Source organism: Abiotrophia sp. HMSC24B09 (genome assembly GCF_001815865.1).
Lineage (GTDB): Bacteria > Bacillota > Bacilli > Lactobacillales > Aerococcaceae > Abiotrophia.
The window spans coordinates 140,387-161,733 of record NZ_KV822210.1; the positions used below are offsets into that span (position 1 = coordinate 140,387).

Here is a 21,347-nt window from a genome sequence, read left to right on the forward strand (position 1 = left end):
CTAGCTAGTTCTAACTAGGCAAAGCCAGTAAGAGTTAATATCCCTAAGAGGAGGAAAATATATGCAAGTTAGCAGGTCAGTATCTAATCAGCAAGGTTGGTTGCTGGAATGCCAACTAGTCTATCTTTTATTCCAGCTTAGCCGAGTTGTTTTTGGTTCTGTTATGGTCGGACGGATTGGGCAGAGTGATTTGTGGAACCTATTGCTGGAGGAACTCATCTTTTTATTACCACTAGTATTAACCTGGTTAGGCTATAAATCACAGCAAGCTTGGTGTCATTATTTCGCTGGGGCGACCAATGCCGGTATCGTAATCCATTTCTTCGCAAGCCATGATATTCGAGAGTTATCCGTCTTTTTCCACCCTATCGCTTTCTTGGCCATATGCACAATTCTCTATATTCCAGTAGTGCCAGTGCTTTATTGTGCCCATCAGCAATTTTTGGTAGGGCGTGAACTTAGCAAGCGGGAGTCTCGATTAAAGCTAGCTACAACCATGGGGACTAAATCGCTTGATCGTGTTTTATTAGGCTATCTCTTCGTTAAAGGATGGCTGATGGTCGTTTTACGTTTGCAATATTTCCTTGGACTGACATATCTGTTAGTAATTGCCTTATGGTTAGCGACAATCCACTTAACATGGTGGGGCTACCGTCATCATCGCTCGGACTTGCTTAAGCTTGCCTGGATTTTAGATGTAGTTTATCTCCTGATGGGGATTTGGCCTTTTGTAGCGGCTCCGATTTTTTATAATTTGAACTATTACGAGACCTGGATGAAAGTAATCTTCAACCTAGGCTGGTCTGTTCTATTCTTGGTAGGGCTACCGGCACTAGCTCTATTGCTTTTATGGAAGCTCAAGGCTAGCGTTAAGGGCTATGTCTTTGGCGTGACGTCCCATTACCAAGGGGCAGAGGCCTATCAGTTACAAGATTTAGACCAAGTATTGACCCAAGCAGAGTCCTTATCTGGACAATCGATTGAATGTCGAATGATCATCGATGAGAAGGGCTTTTTAGGACAAGTAGGGGATGCTTACTGGTTTACTTTCAGTCAGTCTACTGGTGGGGAAGCCACAGCTAAAGTTCTGCGAGTGCGCGTTCAGGGGAAAGTCCCACAGGCTATCAGCAGTTGGCAGGGAGTCCTAACCCTTCGTGGTCAAGTAGGCTATCATGAAACAGACAGTCAGGCCATTCCAGATGGCTGGTATTTGGATGCAGATTGGCTTGCATTTGTGCCAGACAAGAGTTAAGAACTAATATGAGAAAGTGCGGGCGAGTCCGCACTTTTTTGAGCTAGTCGGTTAATGACGCCTTTTGGGGAGTCTGTTATAATAAAAGAAGGGAAAGGAGGGACTGCCATGGAACCCATAGTGGACAAAGCACGTCAAGAACGCGCTTTTGCCTTGTTTTTAGCCTTCAAGGTGCTGGCCGGTTTATGGATATACCAGAACATCTTTAACTGGGACTTCATTAACTTGCCTTTTGCTGCCTGGCTGCTAGCTATGGCAGTCACCTGGATGGCCTGGTTATTTCAATCTGGGGCTATCATGCGATGGGCCTATCGATTGGAGTGGCTAGGGCTAGTTGTGCTCTGGGGGCGTCTGCTGATGGGGCTGCTTGTGCCAGGACAAGGAAGTACAAAACTAAGGACTGCCTACGAAGTCGACTTGATGATTCGGTCAGGGGTCTTCTTCCTCGCTTCGCTATTTTGGAGCCATCGCCTTAAAAAATTTGCCCAAGCTTGGCCTAAACCAGAAAGGGCTCGAAACAAGAAGCAAGTAGCCTTGGAGCGTCATCAGTTGGGCTTGGCTTACTTACAGACGGGGATGTTGCTCTATTTTTTAGTCCCTTTATTGAATAATTTGCGTTTTGGTTTTAATAATTTAGATTGGCGTGAAGCAGCGCTTCTCAATGGTCTATTAGTTTTGGGCGCTATTCTAGCGACGGTGGCTCGTTATGGTCAGACCTGGCGGCTTTATCTTGGGCTCACCGGGGTCAATCTCCTGCTCTTCAGCCATCCTTTTCTTTTTTGGCTCATGATGCGGGGCGGTGTGGGCGTCGGTCCTGCCTATTGGCGGAGCCTGGTCTTGTACCTGCCTTTTGCCTATTTGTCGGCGCAAAGCCTATGGCTAGCGAAATGTCTGGGTAAAAAGGCGCTACAAAATAAACAGTGTGGATAGTAAAGAATGCAAAATATGTCGATGTTGTAAAATAAGTCAGATAAAAACAGGCTCTTAGAGCCTGTTTTCTTTTGGATAATGACAAAAATCTCTCTCTGTTTGTGAATAAACATAGGGAAAGCTAGTTGCTGTAAGCGATTTATTGTGATATACTGTAGGCGAAAATGGGCTAGGCGTGGCTATCATGGAAAGTAGGATTCAGTGTTTGGTATAACAAAGGAGAGAATCGTATGAGTTGTATTACCAAGATCAAAAGTGCCCTAGGATCAATGACAGCGACTGAACAGATGATTGGTCGCTATATACTGGAGCACCGGCATGAAGTGTTAGATATGAATACTGTGGAGTTAGGTTTTGCTTCTGGAACATCGGGGGCGGCTTGGACTCGCTTTGCTAAGAAGATGGGTTATAAAGGCTTGCCTGCCTTAAAATTGGACTTGGCACAGGACCGGACTGATGAGGAAATGCCAGAGGTGGATCTCTTTTTAGATCCTAAAGATTGTCTGTCTAAGCTCATCCATAAGACCCAAAGTATCCTAGAACAGAATCTACGCCAGACCTATGAGCTCATGGATGAAACAGATCTAGCGCAAGCCATTGATTGGATGGCTAGCGCCCATCGTCTCTTCCTCTGCGGAATTGGAGGCAGTGGCGTAGTTTGCATGGACTTGGTTCATAAGTTGACGCGAATTAATCGTCCAGTCACCTATGATCGTGACACTCATATACTAATGGCGCAAATGGCGCACTGTATGCCTGGCGATGTGGTGCTGGTAGTCAGTTATAGTGGTAGCACCCATAGTGTCAATCAAATGGCCTACCTTGCTAAGGAGCAGGGTGCCAAAATAATCGCTATCACGGGACATAATCTCAAGGCGCCCCTCGTCAGCCTTGCTGATATTTGCCTTTTCATCCCTCAAGATGAAAAAGAAATTCGCCTAGGCTCGGTTACTTCCCGAGATGGATCTTTGATTATTACCGACTTGCTCTACTATGGGGTGGCTCAACGCCAATTCCATGCAACCAAGGAGCATTTGGTTAAAACTCGGAAGATGATTCGAAAGATGGATTAAAGCAAAAGGTTGGGCCTAAACCCAACCTTTTTTGTCCATATAGGGTGAATAAACTAGGAGCTCAAGTTCCTAATGATTAGCAGATTTTATAAGTAGATTCAGCGGATTTTTTTAAAAGGCGTTTTGAAAAGAATTTATTTCGACCAATGCTTATATAATGAGGAAAATGCTCCTGAAATATAATTTTCTTAAGCGGTCACGATTTTATGGTGAGTTCGGGTTAACCCGAACTCGGCGTATAAAATTGACCCGATATAGTTACATCAAGACTAGCGCCCCCTAAAAACATAAACCGTTTACATAACTGACGAATCATGCTATACTAATTAATAACAAAATGTAAACAAAAAGGCGTAATCAAGTGTTAGGGTTGTTCTGATTAAGAAATAATAGAAAGAAGGATTCACATGGTAAAACGTTTGATTAGTGCCAACACGTCGGAAATTCTGGCCATGTCAGCAGCAGAACTAAAACAGAGTATTAAGGCTAGTGAAGGTCGAGTGATTTTGTCTGAGAATGTGGGCTTTAAGGAGTCCTACATTGGGGATATTACCAACTCAGAGATGGCTCGCGCTTTTGGGGCGGATCTCATTTTACTAAATGGGGTAGACTTACTAAACCCCGTTATATTTGCTATTGATCCTGATGCACCCAATTTTGTCGCAGAGCTCCATCGACTGGTGGGCCGCCCGATTGGCGTCAATTTGGAGCCTGTCGATCTTAACGCTAAGATGAATGAAGAACGGCAAGAATTAGTGACTGGGCGCCAGGTCAATGTGGCATCGCTACAGGCGGCCGAAGCTTTTGGTCTTGATTTTATCTGTTTGACGGGTAATCCTGGGACTGGTGTGACCAATCATACCATAGCGGAGGCCATCCGACTAACCAAGCAGCACTTCTCTGGCTTGGTTATTGCGGGGAAGATGCATGGGGCAGGTGTTGACGAGCCTGTTGCAGACTTAGAAGCGGTCAGCCAATTCATTGAGGCTGGAGCCGATATTATTTTGGCGCCGGCTGTAGGCAGTGTGCCAGGCTTCGATGAGGCGGATCTCAAGGCCATTGTTCAGCGAGCCCATCAAGCAGGGGCTCTAGTGATGAGCGCCATTGGAACTAGCCAAGAAAGCTCGGATACCGACACCATTAAGCAGATGGCTATCCGCAATAAGATTTGTGGGGTAGACATCCAGCACATTGGGGACTCTGGCTATGGTTGTTTGGCTCCTGTAGAGAACATTTTTGCCCTCAGCAAGGCAATTCGCGGTCAACGACATACCATTTCCATGATTGCGCGTTCCATTAACCGCTAATTAAGGCAATAAAAAGAGCGGACCATCTACTAAATCTAGTAGATGGTCCGCTTATTTTTATGCTGATAAGAAGCTGGCTTTGACACAGAGGCTAGTGGCTGCCCGCGCAATATTAAGTGGGCTATAGGCTAGGGGAATGAGTCGTATTTTCTTTTGCTTATGGAAGAGCGGGGTGGTAGCCGCCAGCTCCTGGTGCAAGAGGGTGTCAACTAGCGGATAGGAGAAGAATTGGCCGTCAAGGTAGATGGCGTCACTGTCAATCAGCTGACTGAGATTGGATAGGGCAATCGACAGGTAGTGACAGGCTTGCTGAATCAATTGGAGACAGCTAGTATCGCCTAAGGCGCAGGCATCCATAATGGTCGTCAGCGTGATAGATTCGGGCTCTGATACCAAGCTAGGCAGGAAGGTGGATTGGGCTACCCGATAGAGGGTTTGGGCCTTAGCAATCAGGCTAGCTTCGCTAGCATAGACTTGCAGGCAACCCCGTTTACCACAGGTGCAGGCTTCTCCTTGTGGATTCAAAATCGTATGACCGATTTCGCCAATCAGGAAGTTCTGTCGCCCGTAGATTTGCCCTTGATACATATAGGAACAATGAATACCGTTAGCGACATGGAAGACGATAAAGTTATGGTCGTTTTTGTCATCTTGGCCATAAAGCCTTTGGGCCAGGGTCAAGCAGTGAGACTTATTATCAAAATAAACCGGCAGGCTAAAGGCCTGGGCTAGCTCTTCCAGATTGAGATTCTGCCAATGCTGATTGTTGGATTGAATATAGGGACTCAAGTTGAAGTCCACATGACCTGGTAGCCCGACGCCAATGGCGGTCAGGGGAAAGTCAGGGTGTTGCCTTATAAATTGATGAATGAAGTCGGCTAAGTCAGCGCTAGTCGGGTAGTTACCTAGTTGTTGGAAGGTCATGCTGTAGTCGCTGGCTTGAATTTCGCCAAGGTTATCCGTAATGACCAAGGCTAGGTATTTTTCAGAGATTTCGACACCTAGATAGTAGGCACGACGGGGCATAAGACTAAGTAAGGTTTTTTTCCGGCCTACACTATCATCTTCAGCTTCCCCAACTTCATAGACGAGTTCTTGGCGAATTAAATCCCCGATAATAGACCCCGTAGTAGCAGGCGTTATGCCCGTTTCTTTGGCAATATCAATACGTGATAGTGGTGCTTTTGCATATAGTTTATCTAAGATGGTGGCCCTTAAGGCGGCTTGTTTTTTAGTTAACGTCATGGATATTCACTCCCTCACGAATATCATAACAAAAAACATGCATAGCCTCAAATGTAAACGTTGACAAAAAGCCCTTTCAATCCTATAATAGTAATAGAAAGTAAATAATAAATTAAGAATCGGTTCCGTTCACGCCTGCTTGTTTACATTTTCAAAATAATAGGGACCGGTTATTTTTTCTTTCGAATTTTAAGGAAAGGGTGTTGTAAATGGAAACCAAGCAAATCATGTTAGTCTGTGCCGCTGGGATGTCGACTAGCCTCATGGTATCCAAGATGGAAAAGGCCGCGCAAGATCAAGGGTTAGATGCCCATATTTTTGCTGTGCCAGTGCCAGAAGCCAAGGAATATCTCCAAAACAATGCAGTAGATGTCTTATTGTTAGGCCCCCAAGTCCGCTATTTGAAGAACGAATTTTCCGCTGACTTGTCAGCCCGTGGCATCCCAGTGGAGGTCATCCCCATGACAGATTATGGCATGATGAAAGGCGATAAGGTCTTGGCTTTAGCCGTAAGCCTCATGGGATAAAGGAGCAAGCCTATGTCACAAGAAGCCGCATTAGAAGTAGCCATGCAGTTAATTATGTATGGTGGTGAAGCCAAATCCTGTGCTATCGAAGCCATGGCAGCAGCTAAGAAGCGAGATTTCCAGATTGCGACGGAGCGAATGGCAGCGGCTCGAGCAGCCCTCTTAGAAGCCCATCACGCCCAGGCCGGAGTCTTGGCTCAAGAAGCGCAAGGGATTGAGCAGCCCCTCAGTCTCTTTATGATTCATGGTCAGGATCATCTCATGACCAGTATCGCCTTTGTCGATTTAGCTCAGGAATTAATCGAAGTCTACCAAGTCTTACCCCAATAAGTGGCTTTGGAGCAGTCCGAGCTAGGTTGGTAGACACCCAAACCGTAGTTTTAATTAATTTATGTAAAAATTTAAGGAGGAATTAACATGGCAAGTTTAGTCGATCGTTGGCAAGAGCGCCTGATGCCTATCGCCAACAAAGTCGGGAACCAACGGTTCCTTGTTGCACTTCGGGATTCCTTTATTGGGACCATGCCGGTTATTATGGCCGGATCATTCGCTCTCATGATTAATGCCTTTTTGGCGGATTTACCTGGCCAATTTGGCAATACCTTCATCCCGCAGACTTTTGGGTGGTTGATTGATATCAACTACATCCTCTTCAAAGGGTCTATCCCAATTGTTGTCTTCCTCTTTCTCTTTAACTTTGGTGTTAATATCGCCAAGATTTACAAGGTGGATACAGTCTCCGCTGGTTTGGTGGCTGTTGCTTCCTACGTCATTACAATTGCCAATACGGTAACGCAGAACTTTAAGCTAGAAAATGTTGACTCTAAGGCCTTAGCTGGACTTCTGGGCGATAAGCTACAAGGTGTAGCAGTTCAAGGGGAGGAATTAGCGGTTACGGTACGTAATGCCATTCCGCTAGACCAAATCGGGGCCAAGGGTTACTTTACGGGGATTATCATTGGTTTCGTATCAGTTATCATCTTCTGTAAGGTTATGAATCGCAACTGGACCATTAAGTTGCCAGATTCAGTACCACCTGCTATCGTTAAGCCATTCCTATCCATCATTCCGGCAGCCATTGCCATGTATGTAGTCGCCATTGCCACCTATGCCTTCAATCAATTGACCGGTGAATTGATGATTACCTGGGTTTATAAGGTCTTACAAGCGCCACTGCTTAATATGTCGCAAAGCTTCTTGGCTGTCCTCATCATTGTCATCTTAAACAAGATTTTCTGGTTCTTCGGTCTCCACGGCGGCAACGTCTTGGCGCCTGTTATGTCCAGTCTCTTCGGGGTGACTATGCTAGCCAACTTGGAAGCCTACCGCGCTGGCACCACTATTCCTTATCTATGGACAGATAACTCCTTCGGTGCCTTTGTCTGGTTCGATGCCATTGGTTTAGCTATCTCCATTCTCTGGATGGCACGTAGCCGTCATTTGCGTGAAGTGGCTAAGTTAGGGATCTTCCCTATGGTCTTTAACATTGGGGAACCTGTCATGTACGGGGTGCCAATTGTCCTCAACCCAATTATGTTCATCCCATTTGTCCTCAGTCCAGTGCTGATGGTAACAGTGGCTTATTTTGCGACAACGATGGGCTTGGTAGCACCGGTTACTCAGAACGTAACTTGGGTAATGCCACCTGTCCTCTATGGTTTCTTCGCAACAGCCTTTGACTGGCGGGCTATTGTCCTGTCCTTGATTAATATCGGGATTTCCACTGCCGTCTACTATCCATTCGTTAAGATTGCTGATAAACAACAGGAGATGGGCGCATGACACAGTTCGAAATTCGCGACCAATTCTATTTAGACGGTCAGCCCTTCAAAATCTTGTCAGGAGCAATCCAGTATTTCCGTCTGCATCCAGATCAATGGGAAGACACCCTCTACAATCTTAAGGCGCTAGGTTACAATACCGTCGAGACTTACATCCCTTGGAATTTGCATGAGCCTCATGAAGGGGGCTTTGAAGACCGCGGCTTGCTGGATTTCAAAGCCTACTTTGACCTAGTCAGCCGTATGGGACTGCACTTGATTGTCCGCCCCTGTCCCTATATTTGTGCGGAGTTTGATTTTGGGGGCCTGCCGGCTTGGTTGCTCAACTATCCCGGCATGCGATATCGCACCTATGATCAGGCCTTTTTGGCCAAGGTAGCGGCTTATTATGATTGGCTCCTACCACAGCTAGTACCTTATCAGTTCACTCATGGGGGCCCCATCTTGATGATGCAAGTCGAAAACGAGTATGGTTCCTATGCAGAAGACAAAGACTATTTACGGGCAGTGGCCCAAATGATGCGTGACCGGGGGATAGATGTGCCACTCTTTACCTCCGATGGCACCTGGATTGAAGCGCTAGAGTCCGGCACCTTGATTGAAGATGATATCTTTGTCACCGGTAACTTCGGCTCAGATGCACCGGGCAATACCCAAGCCCTCCAAGCCTTCTTCGACCGTCATGGCAAGCAATGGCCACTTATGTGCACGGAGTTCTGGGATGGTTGGTTCAACCGTTGGAATGAGCCTATTGTCCGCCGTGACCCAGAGGACTTGGCCCATGATGTTAAGGAAATGATGTCTGTCGGCAGTGTTAACCTCTTCCTCTTGCGAGGCGGGACTAACTTTGGCTTTATTAATGGCTGTTCTGCGCGCAAGCATCGGGATCTTCCGCAGGTCACTTCCTATGATTTCGATGCCCCAATTAATGAATGGGGCCAACCAACTGCCAAATATTATGCAGTTCAGCGGGTGACCCATGAGCTTTTCCCAGACTTACCTCAGTTTGAGCCGCGTAGCCGCCAGGCTAGAGCCTATGGCACCTATCCAGTGCTTGGCTGGGCCGACTTGTTAGAAGTCGCCGACCAGTTAGGAACCGGCAAAGAAGTGGACTACCCGCTAGCCATGGAAGCCTTGGGCCAACACTATGGTTATACCCTCTATCGGACGCAGGTCGCTCACCATGGCCATCCGGAACGACTTAAAATCATCAATGCCCATGACCGAGTTCAAGTCTTTATCCAAGGCAAGCACCTAGTGACCCAATACCGAGAAGACATTGGCGATGAAGTGCTCTTTGATACCGACCAGGCCACTGCTCAAGTCGATGTCTTGGTAGAAAATATGGGGCGCGTCAATTACGGCTTCAAACTCAATAGTCCAACCCAGTCTAAGGGCATTAAGGGCGGAGTTATGATTAACCACCAGTTCCGCAAAGGCTTCAGACAATATGCCCTAGAATTCAAGCCAGACATGTTAGCAGCAATTAGCTACCATGAAGGTCCGCGACCTACACAACCAGAAAGTCCCCATTTCTACCGCTTCGAAGTTGAGATGGATCAGATTCAGGATACCTTTATTGATTGCTCTGCCTATGGCAAGGGTTGCGTCTGTGTCAATGGCTTCAACCTTGGCCGTTACTGGTCTCAGGGGCCTATCCAATACCTCTATGTTCCGTCAGGCTTCCTCAAGGCTCACAACGAGTTCGTGGTCTTTGAGACGGAGTCGGTGCCAGTAGAGAGTTTGAACCTAGTCGATCAGCCTGTTTATCGACCAGAGGAAGAAGAGGAGGCTGAGTCATGAAGACCATAAACTTAGGAGGTCAGCTAGCAGGTGCCAGCGCCATCGCCTTAGGTTGTATGCGCATGGATAGCCTAAGCTTGGCTGACAGCCAGAAGGTCCTAGCGACCTGCCAAGACCTAGGAATTAATTTCTTCGATCATGCAGATATTTATGGCAAGGGTCAATCTGAATCACGTTTTGGCCAAGCCTGGACAGACATGGGCTTAGCCCGCCAGGACCTCTTAATCCAATCCAAATGTGGCTTGGCCGATGTCTGGTCTAACTACCATTTTGATTTTTCCAAAGACCACATTATCCAAGCGGTGGAAGGTAGCCTCAAGCGACTTCAAACAGATTACCTAGACGTCTTGGCCCTGCATCGGCCAGATGCCTTGATGGAACCAGAAGAAGTAGCCGAGGCCTTCCATGACCTTCATCAGGCGGGTAAAGTTCGCTACTTCGGCGTTAGCAACCAGAATCCAGGCCAAATGAGTCTCTTGTCTTCCTACTTAGATCAAGCCCTCATTGTCAATCAGTTGGAATTTGGGCCAGCCCACACGGTCCTCTTAGATGCTAGCTTGAATGTCAATACCAAAGACCCGGAGAGTATCAATCGTGATGGTGATGTCCTCAATTATTGTCGCCTTCATCAGGTAACTATCCAGGCCTGGTCGCCTTTCCAAGTGGATTTACACCAGGGCCCCTATATGTTACATCCAGACTATCAGGACTTAAGGGATTGTTTAGCTAGCTTGGCTTTAAGCTATGGTGTCAGCTCGGATGCCTTGGCTCTAGCTTGGATTCTACGCCATCCTGCTAAAATGCAAGTCTTAGTAGGTTCCATGCAGCCTTGGCGCTTAGTGGATTTGGCGCAAGCTTGTCGCATTGACGTCAGTCGTGAGGACTGGTATCGTATCTATAAAGCGGGGGGCAATCGGCTCCCATAAGTAAGTCAGTTACCATCCTATGCTGCCTAGCATAGGATGGTGTTTGTCTATTTTGGCTAGGGTAATTTTATTGGGGTTTAGCGAAGCACCGTGTTATAATAGGGTTAATATATTGTCTCTATTATTTGCCCTTGTCTTGTAAATGAGGTGATAAGAATGAAAATTGCGTGGTTCTGTATACCAGCTCAAGGCCATACCAATCCAACTCTGGGTTTGGTGCGCTATCTAGTGGAAGCCGGGCACCAAGTGACTTATTTTTCCTTTGAACGCTTCAGACAAGCCATTCAGGCGACAGGTGCTCAATTTGTGGCTTGCGATGACTATGGGGAATTAGACTTGGGGCTAGATGAGCGCGAGAGCTCAGACCGCTCGGGCAAGGACTTGGCCTTTGCCACACATTTGCTAGTCCAGTCTACCTTGGCTATGGAAGGTCCAGCTCTAGAGGCCCTAAAAGCACTTCAGCCGGATTTAGTGGTAGGCGACTCGATGGCAACCTGGGCCAAGCTCTTGGCTAAGAAATTGGGTCTACCTTATGTTTGCTCCAACACGACCTTTGCCTTCAATAAGGAGTCCTCACGTTATATGAGGCAGAGTATCTGGGCCTTATTGAAATTGCTCTGGTCCATGCCGAGGATTAATCGCGAGCTCAATCGCTTGCGGGAGCGAGGTTATGATATTGGCAGTGTCCTAGACCTCATTCAAAATGATGAGGCTACCCCTACCATGGTCTATACTTCCCCATATTTTCAACCTTGCTGGGATAGTTTTGGCTCCAACTATCGCTTTATTGGACCGTCAATTCGACCGGTTGAAAAACCTTATCCTAAGACACGAGCCAAGACCATCTACGTGTCCTTGGGGACAGTCGTTCATAATGAGGACTTCTATCGAGCCGTAATAGAGGCCTTCAGGGATTTGCCGGACTATCAAGTCATCATAGCTTTAGGCCAGAGTGAGCTTAGTGACTGGCAGGGCTTGCCTGACCATATCGAAATTCACGATCGAGTAGACCAAATGGCGGTATTGGCCATTGCGGACGTCTTTATGACCCATTGTGGTATGAATTCTGCCTCAGAAGGGCTCTATCATCAGGTACCCCTTATTCTCTGCCCCCAAACGCCTGAACAAGGAGCCGTAGCCAAACGGACTGCTGAACTGGGAGCCGGTTACTGGCTCAAGCTCATGACACCAGCCACCATTCGGCATGCCGTCCTAACCGTTTTGGAAGAGCCTCATTATCGTGATGCAGCGGGACGTGTAGCCAAGAGCTTTAAGGCCAGTGGCGGTTATCAAGAAGCCCTTGCCTTTATGGAGCAAGTGGCCCAAAACACTTAAGTATCAGGTGCTCTACTGGATGAGTAGAGCATCTTTTTTTGATAGTTTAACTAGATAAAAAGCCGAACGTTTAAGGTATCCGCCACTAAGGTCGGCAAACAGGGCTAGTAGCAGACTGGCGACTATGATAGAATGAAAGAAGTGAATGAATCCGGTTTAGAAAGGGGGACGCGCAGTGCGGCGTTTGGTACAAGGATTAGTAATTTTGGTTGGGGTAATGGCTGCCCTGTGGGGGATACGCCATCATTTGGAGCAGTCCCTTCAAACAACCGCCCAAGGGGTGGAGCGCCAACCCCTCTATATCTTTAACTGGGGGGATTATATTGACCCTGAACTGATTACTGCCTTTGAAGAAGAAAGTAATTATCGGGTCATCTACGAGACCTTTGATTCCAATGACGCTATGGAAGCCAAGCTTAAGCAAGGCGGAACACCCTATGATTTAGTCTTTCCTAGCGAGTCCATTGTTGCGCGTCTTAAAAATCAGAACTTACTCAAACCGCTAGATTATAGCCGCTTAGAAGGGACAGAGCATCTAACACCTTGGTTGCTCAACCATGCTTTTGATCCAGGTAACCAGTATAGCTTGCCTTATTTCTGGGGGACCTTTGGGATTATGGTGAATACAGAGCAAGTTGACCCAGCCACTATTGAGAATTGGTCGGATTTATGGAAACCAGAATTTAAGAATTCTATCCTAGTCCTAGATGGCCATCGCGAGACTCTGGGGATGGCCTTGCAGGCGCGTGGCTATTCGCTTAACAGCCAAGATCCAGGGGAGTTAGCCATTGCCGGCACCTACCTCAAGGCACTGGCTCCTAATGTTCGAGCAGTCTTGACCGATGAAATCAAACCACTCATGCGCTTAGGTGAAGCGCCGATTGGCATGGGTTATTCCGGCGATGCTGCCAGTGTCATAGCCGACAATCCTAATATTGTTTATATCGTGCCAAAAGACGGCTCGGCTGTATGGACAGATAATTTCGCTATTCCTAGCACTAGTAAAAATGAAGCCGGGGCCTATGCCTTCATTAACTTTATGCTACGACCAGAAAATGCCGCTAAAAACGCAGAATATGTAGGTTACGCCACTCCAAATGAGTCAGCCAAGGCCTTACTGCCTCAGGAGACGCTGGACAACCCAGCCTTCAATCCGCCCGCTGAAATCTTACAACAACTTGAACACTATGAGTTCCTACCGGCGGATGTCATTAAGGAATTTAACGAACAATTCTTAGGCTTCAAGATGGCCTTATAGGAGGAAATCATGCACTATCTATTGAAGACACAGGCCCTCTATAACCCGACTAAGGGAACCATCGGGCCAGCCCTTGTGGAAATTCGCGACCATCGAATTGCGGCTGTCTATGAGCCGAATAATCAAGAAGCAATGGGAGGCCAAGCTAATCTTGAGGCTCTAGTGCCAGAAGCACTCAAGCACTTGCCGCTCAAGGACCTAGGTCAGCAAATGTTGCTGCCTGGCTTTATTGATGCGCATGTCCACTTCTATCCTTCTAGCTTGATTCAAGCGGGCATTTTGGGGCAAGTAGGGGGAGCGACGCCCGAAATAGTCGCACGTCAAGCCCAGGAGCTACCTATACGTCAGGGTTGGCGCTTAGGCATTGGTTGGTATGCTAGCGAGTTTCAACCGGCTCAGCAGCCCCATCGTCGTACGCTTGATCGTTACTGTTCGGAGCCAACCATGCTCTTGTCAGGGGACGCTCACTCTATTTGGCTCAATACCGCAGCCTTGGAGGCCTTGGACTTGAATCCTGACAATGTTGTGACCCTGTCAGGCCAGGCTCTAGTTGATGAGGTAGATGGCCAATTAACGGGAACTTTCCTAGAAGCTGCTGCAGTCTACTATCAGACGGAGGTCTTCCGACGCTTCCATGAAGAAGCAGTTCTAGCTATGCAAGATTTTAGTCGTCACCTTCATGCTATGGGGGTAACGGCGGTAGGGGATGTTGCCATTACAGGTGAGAGTCCTGATGATATGGTCTATCCGGAACTCTATGAACGCGCCTTGGCTCAGGTTCCGTTGCGTCTCAGCTTCTTCCCAGCTATGCGGGCCAATCGCGAGCCCCTGCGTCAACTCTATCAGCGCTATCGTGGTCCTTGGCTACAAATGGGTGGGGTTAAGCAATTCTTTGATGGCGTGACTTCTTCTCATACAGCCTATCTCAAGTCAGAGTATCCGGAGCCCTATTACCCAGGAGATGTGGGTGGGCCCTTAATCCCGATTGAGACCCAGCATGACTTTATCTTAGCTGCTAGCCAAGAAGATTGGCCGATGCGGATCCATGCCATTGGTGACCGGGCCATTGAGTTAACCTTGACCTATTACAAGGAAGCCCTAGCCAAATTTCCTCTCAGTCTGGGTAAATTCCACACCATTGAGCACCTAGAAGTAATGGATTGGGCTGATTTAGATCTAGTTGCCCAAGAGCAGCTAGTAGTTTCTGTTCAACCAAGCCACCTGATGGTGGGCTACGATAGCTTGGATGAAGAAGTAGGGCCTGAACGTGCTCAGCACATGTTTCCTTTTAAGGAATTCCTGAAGCAAGGTGCAACTCTGGCCTTTGGGACCGATACGCCCGTGGTGGTCAATGTGACACCACTGGAGAGTTTACATTACGCAGTCCACCGCCAGACTTGGGATGGGCTACCAGCACAAGGCTTGATGCCAGAACAACGCTTGACCCTAGAGGAGTCTCTCTATGCCCATACACTTGGGGCCGCTAAGGCCTTAAGTCGAACTGATATTGGCGGTGTGGAAGCTGGGATGTGGGCAGACTTAGTTGTCCTGTCCCATGATTTACGAACCATCAAGGACTGGCGACAAGTCAAAGTGACGGCTACTTATTTGGCTGGCCAGCAAGTTTATTAAGATTATAGAAACTGAGACCTGATTGGGTCTCAGTTTTGCTTTTAAGAATGGCTTGGCAAAGGGCTTTTGGTGGAACCAGTTCTGCATATTGTAGGTAAAAAGATGGATTTGTAAAGGAAATACCCTTGAATTTAGGTAGCGCATACATTATAATGTAGGTAATAAGTGGTGTAACTATTAGATTAGGCATAACTTTCCCATAAAGGGAGAGTTGTGCCTATTTTTTGTCGAAAGGGGAGGTGCGCAGTGAAAGTCATTCAATCACTCAACCAGAATGCTGTCTTAATCGCCAGAGATGATGGGGCGGAATTGGTAGCATTAGGGAGAGGTGTAGGGTTTGGCAAGAAAAAAGGGGACACCATTGACTCATCTGCTGTGACTAGGGTCTTTAGTTTAGCGTCTAGTTACCGTCAGGAACAGTTGCTAGGCCTAATTAAGGAACTGGAACCATGGGTGTTCGAACTAGCTCAAGACATTACTATCATCGCCGAGGCATGTTTGAAGCAATCCTTGATGGATACCTTCATTTTCACCATTGCTAAACATTTGCAATATGCCTTGGACCGGGAGCCTATTGAAGGGGGCGATTACGATCCTTTCCAGTATCAGCTCCATTATCTTTATCCGGACGAGTATCAGGCGGCGGCCGAGGCCATTGCCCAGGTCAATGCCAAGTATCAACTTGACTTGGCCCAGGAAGAGGTTTCCTTCCTGACCTTGCATCTGGTCAATGGCCAAATCGATCAGGCAGGCTTCCACAATGTGGTAGAACTGAGCGAAATCCTCAATCGTATGATTGAAGTGATTGAGACACAGACGGGAGAGCTCCTTGACAAGGAGTCCCCCGACTATGGGCGCTTTGTGGTTCATATCCGCTACTTCCTGATTCGGACTTTGAGCCATCAACCAGGCCAAGAGACCGTCTCACCAGAAAAAATCGAGACCGTCTTAGAGACGACTGCTGGGGTCTTTCCCCGGGAATGGGACCTCGTGAAGGTCCTTAAGGAGACCTTACTGGAAGAGTTCAATCTAAGCTTTGGTCAGGATGAAGATTTCTATCTCTTATTGCACCTTGTTCGTATTCTAGGAAGGAAGTGACCCGAATGGGGGTTGTAGCAAGTTTAATTCAGTCGGAATTGATTGATTTGGCGTGTGAGGAGACAGACCAAGCCCTCTTCTTCGCCCATCAGGCGGCCAAGTTGCAAAACTTGGGCTATGTGGCCGATAGCTTCGGTCAGGCCTTGGCAGAGCGAGAGGCGGAGTTCCCGACAGGATTGGCCTTAGAACATGTGACGGTGGCTATTCCCCATACCTATGTTGAACATGTCAAACGTCCCTTTATCGCCTTTTACCGCTTGGCAGAGCCGGTAATACCTTTTATTCAGATGGGGACCGATGATGTGGTAGTTTATCCGCGTTATATCATGATTTTGGGCATAAAAGAAGCCAAGGCTCAGGTGGATCTCTTAGCAGAGCTCATGGCACTTTTAAGCCTGGAAGACCTGGTGGCCAAGCTAGAAGCTGCCCAGTCGCCAGAAGCAATTGTAGACTTATTAAGCCATTAGAAAGGATGATTGATTATGAAAAAGATTATTGTTGCCTGTGGTTCTGGGGTTGCGACCTCTCAAACAGTGGCGTCCAAATTAGATAAGCTGCTCAAAGGCAAGGGCGTGCCTGCTCATGTCGAAGCAGTGGACATTAAATCACTCAAACATCACATCAAAGATGCGGATGCCTATGTCTCCATCGTTAAAACTAAGGATCAAATCGATATCCCAACCTTTAACGGCATTGCCTTCCTGACAGGTATGGGGCAAGATGCTGAGTTACAAAAGATTATTGATTTCTTGAAGGCCTAGGACCTGGCTTTCTAGCAACGACGACCGTGTGAATCAAGGAGGAATGACACATGGATATCTTACAAACAGTTGTCAATTATGTCTTAAATGATTTGGGAGCAGCCGTTTTTGTTCCCCTCTTAATGTTGATTATCGGGCTTCTCATGAAGATGAAATTCTCCGAAGCTTTCCATTCAGCGCTAACCTTAGGGGTAGCCTTCTCCGGGATGGGGCTATTGATTGGTTACATGATGACCTCCATGGGGGATGCAGCTGCCTCGATGGCTACGAGAACCGGCTTCTCCTTACCAGCCGTAGACGGCGGCTGGCCTGGTATGGCGGCCATCTCTTGGGCTTGGCCATATGCCTTTCTCATGTTCCCTCTGACCATTGGGGTCAACATTGTCATGCTGATGCTCAAACAAACCAAGACCGTCAACGTGGACATGTGGAATGTCTGGGGTAAAATCTTTACCGCCGTTATGGTTTCCTATATTACCGGCAATGTCATCATGGGCTTTGTTGCAGCAACTATTCAAATTATTTTCGAGCTCAAGGCGGGCGATATGTACGGACCTGAAGTGGAACGTTTGACCGGGATTCCAGGGGTAACCGTGCCGCACTTTATTGTCTTAATCTCCGTTATTCTCTATCCAATTGATGAGTTGCTGAAGAAGATTCCTTTCTTCAACAAGCCAATGGATGCCGATGCTCTTAAGGAAAAAATCGGGATTTTTGGTGAAAACTCCGTTATGGGGGCTATTATTGGTTTCGTCTTGGGCTTGGCAGCCGGTTATGGGCTATCAGGTTCCCTCAAGTTAGCCGTCCAAGCTGCGACCGCTATGACCCTCTTCCCAATGATTTCTAAGCTCTTCTCTCAAGCCCTATCGCCTGTATCTGAAGCCATCTCTGAATTTATGCGGACGAAGTTTAGCGACCGTGAAGTCTTTATCGGCTTGGACTGGCCAATCTTGGCAGGGCGTAATGAGCTATGGGTAGCCGTGATTATTACTATCCCAGTGCTATTGATTATGTCGGTTATCTTACCTGGTAACATTGTCTTACCATTTGCTGGGATTATCAACTTGTCCTTTGTTGTAGGGGCTTTGCTTCTAACCAACGGGAACTTGGCGCGGATGATCTTCCATGGGGTAGTGTCTGCACCGCTCTTCCTCTATGGGGCAACTTTCTTCGCTACTTATATTACCCGTTTGGCTAATGAAACAGGGGCTGCGGTAGTAGAAGCTGGCAAGCTCTTGTCCTGGTCAACCTTTGAAGGTCCTGACTTCCGTTATCTCCTATCTACTGGTTTGTCTGGCAATATTGTCAGCATCCTACTCTTCGTCTTATGGGCTGGCCTCTTCTATGTGCTCTACCGTGCACGGATGGCCTACAACAAAAAAATGGAAGAGGCAGGTGAATAGAAGATGTTCCAAAACAGCACCATCGTTGCGGAATTTGCTGATATTACACACGTTATGTGGTCTATGGGTTGGGATGAGAAGAATGGGGGCAATGTCTCCGCTATTCTGACTGAAGAGCAACTCACACAAGTTGATCAAGTGGCATCCCCACCTTTTGTTCCCTTGGAACATGTGCCGGAGAATATGGTAGGTCGTCATGTCCTGATTACAGCGTCAGGCTCAGAATTTCGCCGGGTACGGGATTCCCTGACGGAGACTTTGGGTGTGATTCGAGTAGATCCCAATGGTTACGCCATTGTCTGGGGCTTCGAAGGGGACAATAAACCAACATCAGAGATTTATATGCACCTACTCAGCCATAGCACCCGACTGGCGGTGGATCCTAATCATCGGATTGTCCTCCACAACCATGCGACAGAAGTCTCTGCCCTCAGCTTTATCCTGGATCAGACAGACCAAGCCTTCACTCAGACCCTCTGGCGTATGATTACCGAGTGTTTGATTGTCTTCCCTGATGGTATCGGGGTCGTACCTTGGATGGTCTGCGGGACCGAAGCCATTGGCCAGGCGACAGCAGCCAAACTCAAGGATAGTCGCATCGTCGTCTGGGCTTATCATGGCATCTTAGCCACTGGCTCTAGCATTGCGGACTGCTTTGGCCTCATTGAGACCGTCAACAAGGCAGCCAAGGTCTACCTCAGCATCGCTCACTTGCCACATCAAGATGGCATTAGCGATAGCCAGTTACATGATCTAGCTGACTTCTTCAAAGTAACCCCACGTTGGGAACTACTAGAAAAATAGCCCACTAGTAGGTGGCGGGCACCAGCCCCCGGCAGCCTTACAGCTGTCGGGGGCTTTTTGCATAGAGAAAAGTTGAAGACTACTAGGAAAAGAGAGGAGACTATGGACATTTTAGTTAATAAATTTCAAAGGCTGTCTATAGCTAAGGCCACCTTCTAGTTCCAATACTAGCAGAGTGGCTCGTCCTAAAGACAGTGATTGACGTAAAAAATGCAGTATCTTAACTATAATAAAGATAAGAGGTGACAAGTATGACATTCAGTTTGAAGGAAGAGTCGGTCTTGAAGGCTTTGAATTTCGATGACTACGTGTCCGCATCTGATTTATCCAAGCATATGTCTGTATCATCTAAGACCGTTTATCGAATGGTTAAAAAGATTAATGAGGTGGCGATTAGCCAATATCAAGAACCAATTATTCTAGCAGAGACAGGCAAGGGATACAAACTCAGCAGTTACTACCTCGATAAAGATTGGAGGCAACTTTTCGAGGACGACAGTGATGAGACCAATCGATTATTGCGCCTACTCTTTAAGTATCCTTACCGTCTAGATTTGACTAGTATCATGTCAATTGATTACATGAGTAAAAGTACAGTTGAGCGCCATTGCCGAAAAATGGAGGATACGCTAGCGGCCTTTCAGCTTAAACTGGTTGTAGAAGGACAAAAAGTAAGAGTTGAAGGTAGTGAACAACAGGTTAGAATAGCCATCAATACCCTGTTTATACAGCAAAATAAAAGCGCCTACATGAATAATGCAGAGCACGAAGTAAGCTCTTTTGATCACCATTTTATTATGAGTCAACTGACTTATATTGAGACCGAATTAGGGCAAGCCATTTCCTATCCCTATGACGTCAATTTATATTCACATCTCTATATGGTGATGAAGCGCTATAGAGAAGGAAATGTTAGTTTTCTAAAAAGTCAGTCTCCCTTAACAACAGAAGAGGAAGGCTTAATGCAAGATAACCAAGCTTTAGTGAATTTATCCCACCAAATTATTGGCCGTATGGAGCAGTTCCTTCATCAAGAGCTACATGAATTAGAAGTTTATTTTCTCTTCCAAAACATTTATGCCATTAACTTAAAGGACCGTTCAACTAGCCAGTTTGACCAAAGCCTAGCAGCGCTCATGACAGAGTATTATATTTTGAATTTCTTTTCTCTTGAGCAGTTTAACAGAGAAAATAAATTCTACTCTAGTCTTTATAACGACCTCTATTATCATATACTACCTATGATTCATCGACTCAAAACGGGGATCCAAGTAGGCAACAGCATGTTGGAAGAGGTCAAGGTAGAGTTCCAGGCAACTTTCGAACGTATCAAGCAAATCACAGAACGGTTGAGCCGAGATATACCGGGTAATCCCCTTATTAATGAAGCTGAAATGGGCTACTTAACTCTATATTTTGAGAAATTTAAACTGAAGCATCCAGATATAAACCGTGTACTACTTATTTGTTCTACAGGGATTGGAACCTCAGAACTGCTCAAGATTCGCCTTAAGCATCTCTTTCCCACTTTGGAAGTGGTGGCTACTATGGGAACACGGCAATTAGAACGGCAGGCCGAAATACTAGACCAGGTGGATGTGGTGATTTCTACGGTACGAACAGTTCCGTCATTTGTAACCCAGCCTGTCATAATCATTAGTCCGGTCTTGATAGAAAAAGATATTCAATTAATTCGCAGTATCTTGGAAGGAGGAATATAGATGACGACACTTAGCCTAGATCAACTAATTGATAAAGATATTATGGTCGTCAATTCTACGGCTAGAAACAAACAGGAGGTGTTAGAAGAACTTGGAAGGCTTTTGGAAGCCAAAGGCTATCTAAAAGATGTTGATACCTTCATTGAGGATGTTTACCTTAGAGAAAGTGAAGGTATTACAGGTATTGGAGGGGGAGTTGCAATTCCTCATGGCAAGTCGAAAGGAGTGAAACAAACAACAGTTGCCATTGCCAAATTAGCGCATCCTATTGAGTGGGAAACACTTGATGAGGGAAAGGTGTCAGTGGTTTTCCTCTTTGCAGTGAGGGATATAGATGCCAATACGACACATATTCTTTTGTTGCAACAAGTAGCAATTCTACTTGCAGATGATAGCTTTATTCAAGCAGTTCAAGAAGCCAAGTCAGTAGATGAACTCTATCAGTTAATTGTTAGCCGTCAAGCTAATATCCAATAAGTGAAGGAGGAAAA

20 protein-coding genes are annotated in these 21,347 nt (G+C 46.8%); 19 read left to right on the forward strand and 1 reads right to left on the reverse strand.

All coding sequences use genetic code 11. The annotated features are described in order from the left end of the window. Nucleotides 1–61: 61 nt before the first annotated feature. The 4 genes from HMPREF3093_RS06915 (at nt 62) to HMPREF3093_RS06930 (ending at nt 4,562) form a co-directional block, all read left to right on the forward strand. Nucleotides 62–1,252, forward strand: a complete 1,191-nt coding sequence (locus HMPREF3093_RS06915; protein WP_070756264.1) for a hypothetical protein — start codon at nt 62–64, stop codon at nt 1,250–1,252. Between the two features lie 108 nt (nt 1,253–1,360). Further along, a complete protein-coding gene (locus HMPREF3093_RS06920; RefSeq protein ID WP_070756265.1) occupies nt 1,361–2,182 on the forward strand; it encodes a hypothetical protein in 822 nt (273 codons plus the stop codon). A gap of 230 nt (nt 2,183–2,412) precedes the next feature. After that, nucleotides 2,413–3,255, forward strand: a complete 843-nt coding sequence (locus HMPREF3093_RS06925) for a MurR/RpiR family transcriptional regulator (RefSeq protein ID WP_070756266.1) — start codon at nt 2,413–2,415, stop codon at nt 3,253–3,255. A 407-nt stretch (nt 3,256–3,662) separates the two neighbouring features. Further along, nucleotides 3,663–4,562, forward strand: coding sequence for a DUF7916 family protein (locus HMPREF3093_RS06930; protein WP_070756267.1), 900 nt, complete (start codon nt 3,663–3,665; stop codon nt 4,560–4,562). A gap of 57 nt (nt 4,563–4,619) precedes the next feature. Here the strand turns inward: HMPREF3093_RS06930 and HMPREF3093_RS06935 are convergent, their stop codons facing one another. After that, nucleotides 4,620–5,807 (reverse strand): ROK family transcriptional regulator, encoded by a 1,188-nt coding sequence (locus HMPREF3093_RS06935; RefSeq protein WP_070756268.1) that lies wholly within the window; start codon nt 5,805–5,807, stop codon nt 4,620–4,622. 209 nt (nt 5,808–6,016) lie between these two features. Between HMPREF3093_RS06935 and HMPREF3093_RS06940 the strand changes: the two genes are divergently transcribed. From HMPREF3093_RS06940 to HMPREF3093_RS07010, 15 genes are all read left to right on the forward strand, one after another. Beyond that, the gene (locus HMPREF3093_RS06940) at nt 6,017–6,334 is read left to right on the forward strand and encodes a PTS sugar transporter subunit IIB (protein WP_070756269.1); all 318 of its coding nucleotides are present in this window, start codon (nt 6,017–6,019) and stop codon (nt 6,332–6,334) included. A gap of 12 nt (nt 6,335–6,346) precedes the next feature. Further along, complete coding sequence (locus HMPREF3093_RS06945; protein ID WP_070756270.1) at nt 6,347–6,664, forward strand: PTS sugar transporter subunit IIA; 318 nt, start codon at nt 6,347–6,349, stop codon at nt 6,662–6,664. 87 nt (nt 6,665–6,751) lie between these two features. Then, on the forward strand, nt 6,752–8,116 hold the full coding sequence (locus tag HMPREF3093_RS06950; protein WP_023391244.1) for a PTS sugar transporter subunit IIC: 1,365 nt from the start codon (nt 6,752–6,754) through the stop codon (nt 8,114–8,116). Beyond that, entirely contained in the window at nt 8,113–9,918 is a 1,806-nt protein-coding gene (locus HMPREF3093_RS06955) for a beta-galactosidase (protein ID WP_070756272.1), read from the forward strand. The genes HMPREF3093_RS06950 and HMPREF3093_RS06955 overlap by 4 nt, the downstream gene beginning before the upstream one ends. Then, nucleotides 9,915–10,844 carry an aldo/keto reductase gene (locus tag HMPREF3093_RS06960; RefSeq protein WP_070756273.1) on the forward strand — a complete coding sequence of 310 codons (930 nt, stop codon included), beginning with the start codon at nt 9,915–9,917 and terminating at the stop codon, nt 10,842–10,844. Before HMPREF3093_RS06955 ends, HMPREF3093_RS06960 begins: the two co-directional genes overlap by 4 nt. A gap of 156 nt (nt 10,845–11,000) precedes the next feature. Next, complete coding sequence (locus HMPREF3093_RS06965) at nt 11,001–12,179, forward strand: nucleotide disphospho-sugar-binding domain-containing protein (RefSeq protein ID WP_070756274.1); 1,179 nt, start codon at nt 11,001–11,003, stop codon at nt 12,177–12,179. 175 nt (nt 12,180–12,354) lie between these two features. Further along, a complete protein-coding gene (locus tag HMPREF3093_RS06970; RefSeq protein ID WP_070756275.1) occupies nt 12,355–13,437 on the forward strand; it encodes an ABC transporter substrate-binding protein in 1,083 nt (360 codons plus the stop codon). A 9-nt stretch (nt 13,438–13,446) separates the two neighbouring features. Beyond that, the gene (locus HMPREF3093_RS06975) at nt 13,447–15,069 is read left to right on the forward strand and encodes an amidohydrolase (protein WP_070756276.1); all 1,623 of its coding nucleotides are present in this window, start codon (nt 13,447–13,449) and stop codon (nt 15,067–15,069) included. 246 nt (nt 15,070–15,315) lie between these two features. Beyond that, on the forward strand, nt 15,316–16,167 hold the full coding sequence (locus HMPREF3093_RS06980; protein WP_070756277.1) for a PRD domain-containing protein: 852 nt from the start codon (nt 15,316–15,318) through the stop codon (nt 16,165–16,167). A gap of 5 nt (nt 16,168–16,172) precedes the next feature. Beyond that, the gene (locus HMPREF3093_RS06985; RefSeq protein WP_070756278.1) at nt 16,173–16,634 is read left to right on the forward strand and encodes a PTS sugar transporter subunit IIA; all 462 of its coding nucleotides are present in this window, start codon (nt 16,173–16,175) and stop codon (nt 16,632–16,634) included. A 15-nt stretch (nt 16,635–16,649) separates the two neighbouring features. After that, entirely contained in the window at nt 16,650–16,928 is a 279-nt protein-coding gene (locus HMPREF3093_RS06990) for a PTS sugar transporter subunit IIB (RefSeq protein ID WP_070756279.1), read from the forward strand. 50 nt (nt 16,929–16,978) lie between these two features. Continuing rightward, entirely contained in the window at nt 16,979–18,331 is a 1,353-nt protein-coding gene (locus tag HMPREF3093_RS06995) for a PTS galactitol transporter subunit IIC (RefSeq protein ID WP_070756280.1), read from the forward strand. Nucleotides 18,332–18,334: 3 nt separating this feature from the next. Then, nucleotides 18,335–19,135, forward strand: a complete 801-nt coding sequence (gene rhaD, locus HMPREF3093_RS07000; RefSeq protein ID WP_070756281.1) for a rhamnulose-1-phosphate aldolase — start codon at nt 18,335–18,337, stop codon at nt 19,133–19,135. Between the two features lie 251 nt (nt 19,136–19,386). Further along, complete coding sequence (locus tag HMPREF3093_RS07005; RefSeq protein WP_070756282.1) at nt 19,387–20,856, forward strand: BglG family transcription antiterminator; 1,470 nt, start codon at nt 19,387–19,389, stop codon at nt 20,854–20,856. Next, the gene (locus HMPREF3093_RS07010) at nt 20,857–21,333 is read left to right on the forward strand and encodes a PTS sugar transporter subunit IIA (protein ID WP_070756283.1); all 477 of its coding nucleotides are present in this window, start codon (nt 20,857–20,859) and stop codon (nt 21,331–21,333) included. The last annotated feature ends 14 nt before the right edge of the window (nt 21,334–21,347 follow it).

Bases quoted from the DNA above. Each gene is read 5' to 3' on its own strand.
- HMPREF3093_RS06915 (WP_070756264.1), top strand. From the start codon at position 62: ATGCAAGTTAGCAGGTCAGTATCTAATCAGCAAGGTTGGTTGCTGGAA.
- HMPREF3093_RS06920 (WP_070756265.1), top strand. From the start codon at position 1,361: ATGGAACCCATAGTGGACAAAGCACGTCAAGAACGCGCTTTTGCCTTG.
- HMPREF3093_RS06925 (WP_070756266.1), top strand. From the start codon at position 2,413: ATGAGTTGTATTACCAAGATCAAAAGTGCCCTAGGATCAATGACAGCG.
- HMPREF3093_RS06930 (WP_070756267.1), top strand. From the start codon at position 3,663: ATGGTAAAACGTTTGATTAGTGCCAACACGTCGGAAATTCTGGCCATG.
- HMPREF3093_RS06935 (WP_070756268.1), bottom strand. From the start codon at position 5,807: ATGACGTTAACTAAAAAACAAGCCGCCTTAAGGGCCACCATCTTAGAT.
- HMPREF3093_RS06940 (WP_070756269.1), top strand. From the start codon at position 6,017: ATGGAAACCAAGCAAATCATGTTAGTCTGTGCCGCTGGGATGTCGACT.
- HMPREF3093_RS06945 (WP_070756270.1), top strand. From the start codon at position 6,347: ATGTCACAAGAAGCCGCATTAGAAGTAGCCATGCAGTTAATTATGTAT.
- HMPREF3093_RS06950 (WP_023391244.1), top strand. From the start codon at position 6,752: ATGGCAAGTTTAGTCGATCGTTGGCAAGAGCGCCTGATGCCTATCGCC.
- HMPREF3093_RS06955 (WP_070756272.1), top strand. From the start codon at position 8,113: ATGACACAGTTCGAAATTCGCGACCAATTCTATTTAGACGGTCAGCCC.
- HMPREF3093_RS06960 (WP_070756273.1), top strand. From the start codon at position 9,915: ATGAAGACCATAAACTTAGGAGGTCAGCTAGCAGGTGCCAGCGCCATC.
- HMPREF3093_RS06965 (WP_070756274.1), top strand. From the start codon at position 11,001: ATGAAAATTGCGTGGTTCTGTATACCAGCTCAAGGCCATACCAATCCA.
- HMPREF3093_RS06975 (WP_070756276.1), top strand. From the start codon at position 13,447: ATGCACTATCTATTGAAGACACAGGCCCTCTATAACCCGACTAAGGGA.
- HMPREF3093_RS06985 (WP_070756278.1), top strand. From the start codon at position 16,173: ATGGGGGTTGTAGCAAGTTTAATTCAGTCGGAATTGATTGATTTGGCG.
- HMPREF3093_RS06990 (WP_070756279.1), top strand. From the start codon at position 16,650: ATGAAAAAGATTATTGTTGCCTGTGGTTCTGGGGTTGCGACCTCTCAA.
- HMPREF3093_RS06995 (WP_070756280.1), top strand. From the start codon at position 16,979: ATGGATATCTTACAAACAGTTGTCAATTATGTCTTAAATGATTTGGGA.
- rhaD (WP_070756281.1), top strand. From the start codon at position 18,335: ATGTTCCAAAACAGCACCATCGTTGCGGAATTTGCTGATATTACACAC.
- HMPREF3093_RS07005 (WP_070756282.1), top strand. From the start codon at position 19,387: ATGACATTCAGTTTGAAGGAAGAGTCGGTCTTGAAGGCTTTGAATTTC.
- HMPREF3093_RS07010 (WP_070756283.1), top strand. From the start codon at position 20,857: ATGACGACACTTAGCCTAGATCAACTAATTGATAAAGATATTATGGTC.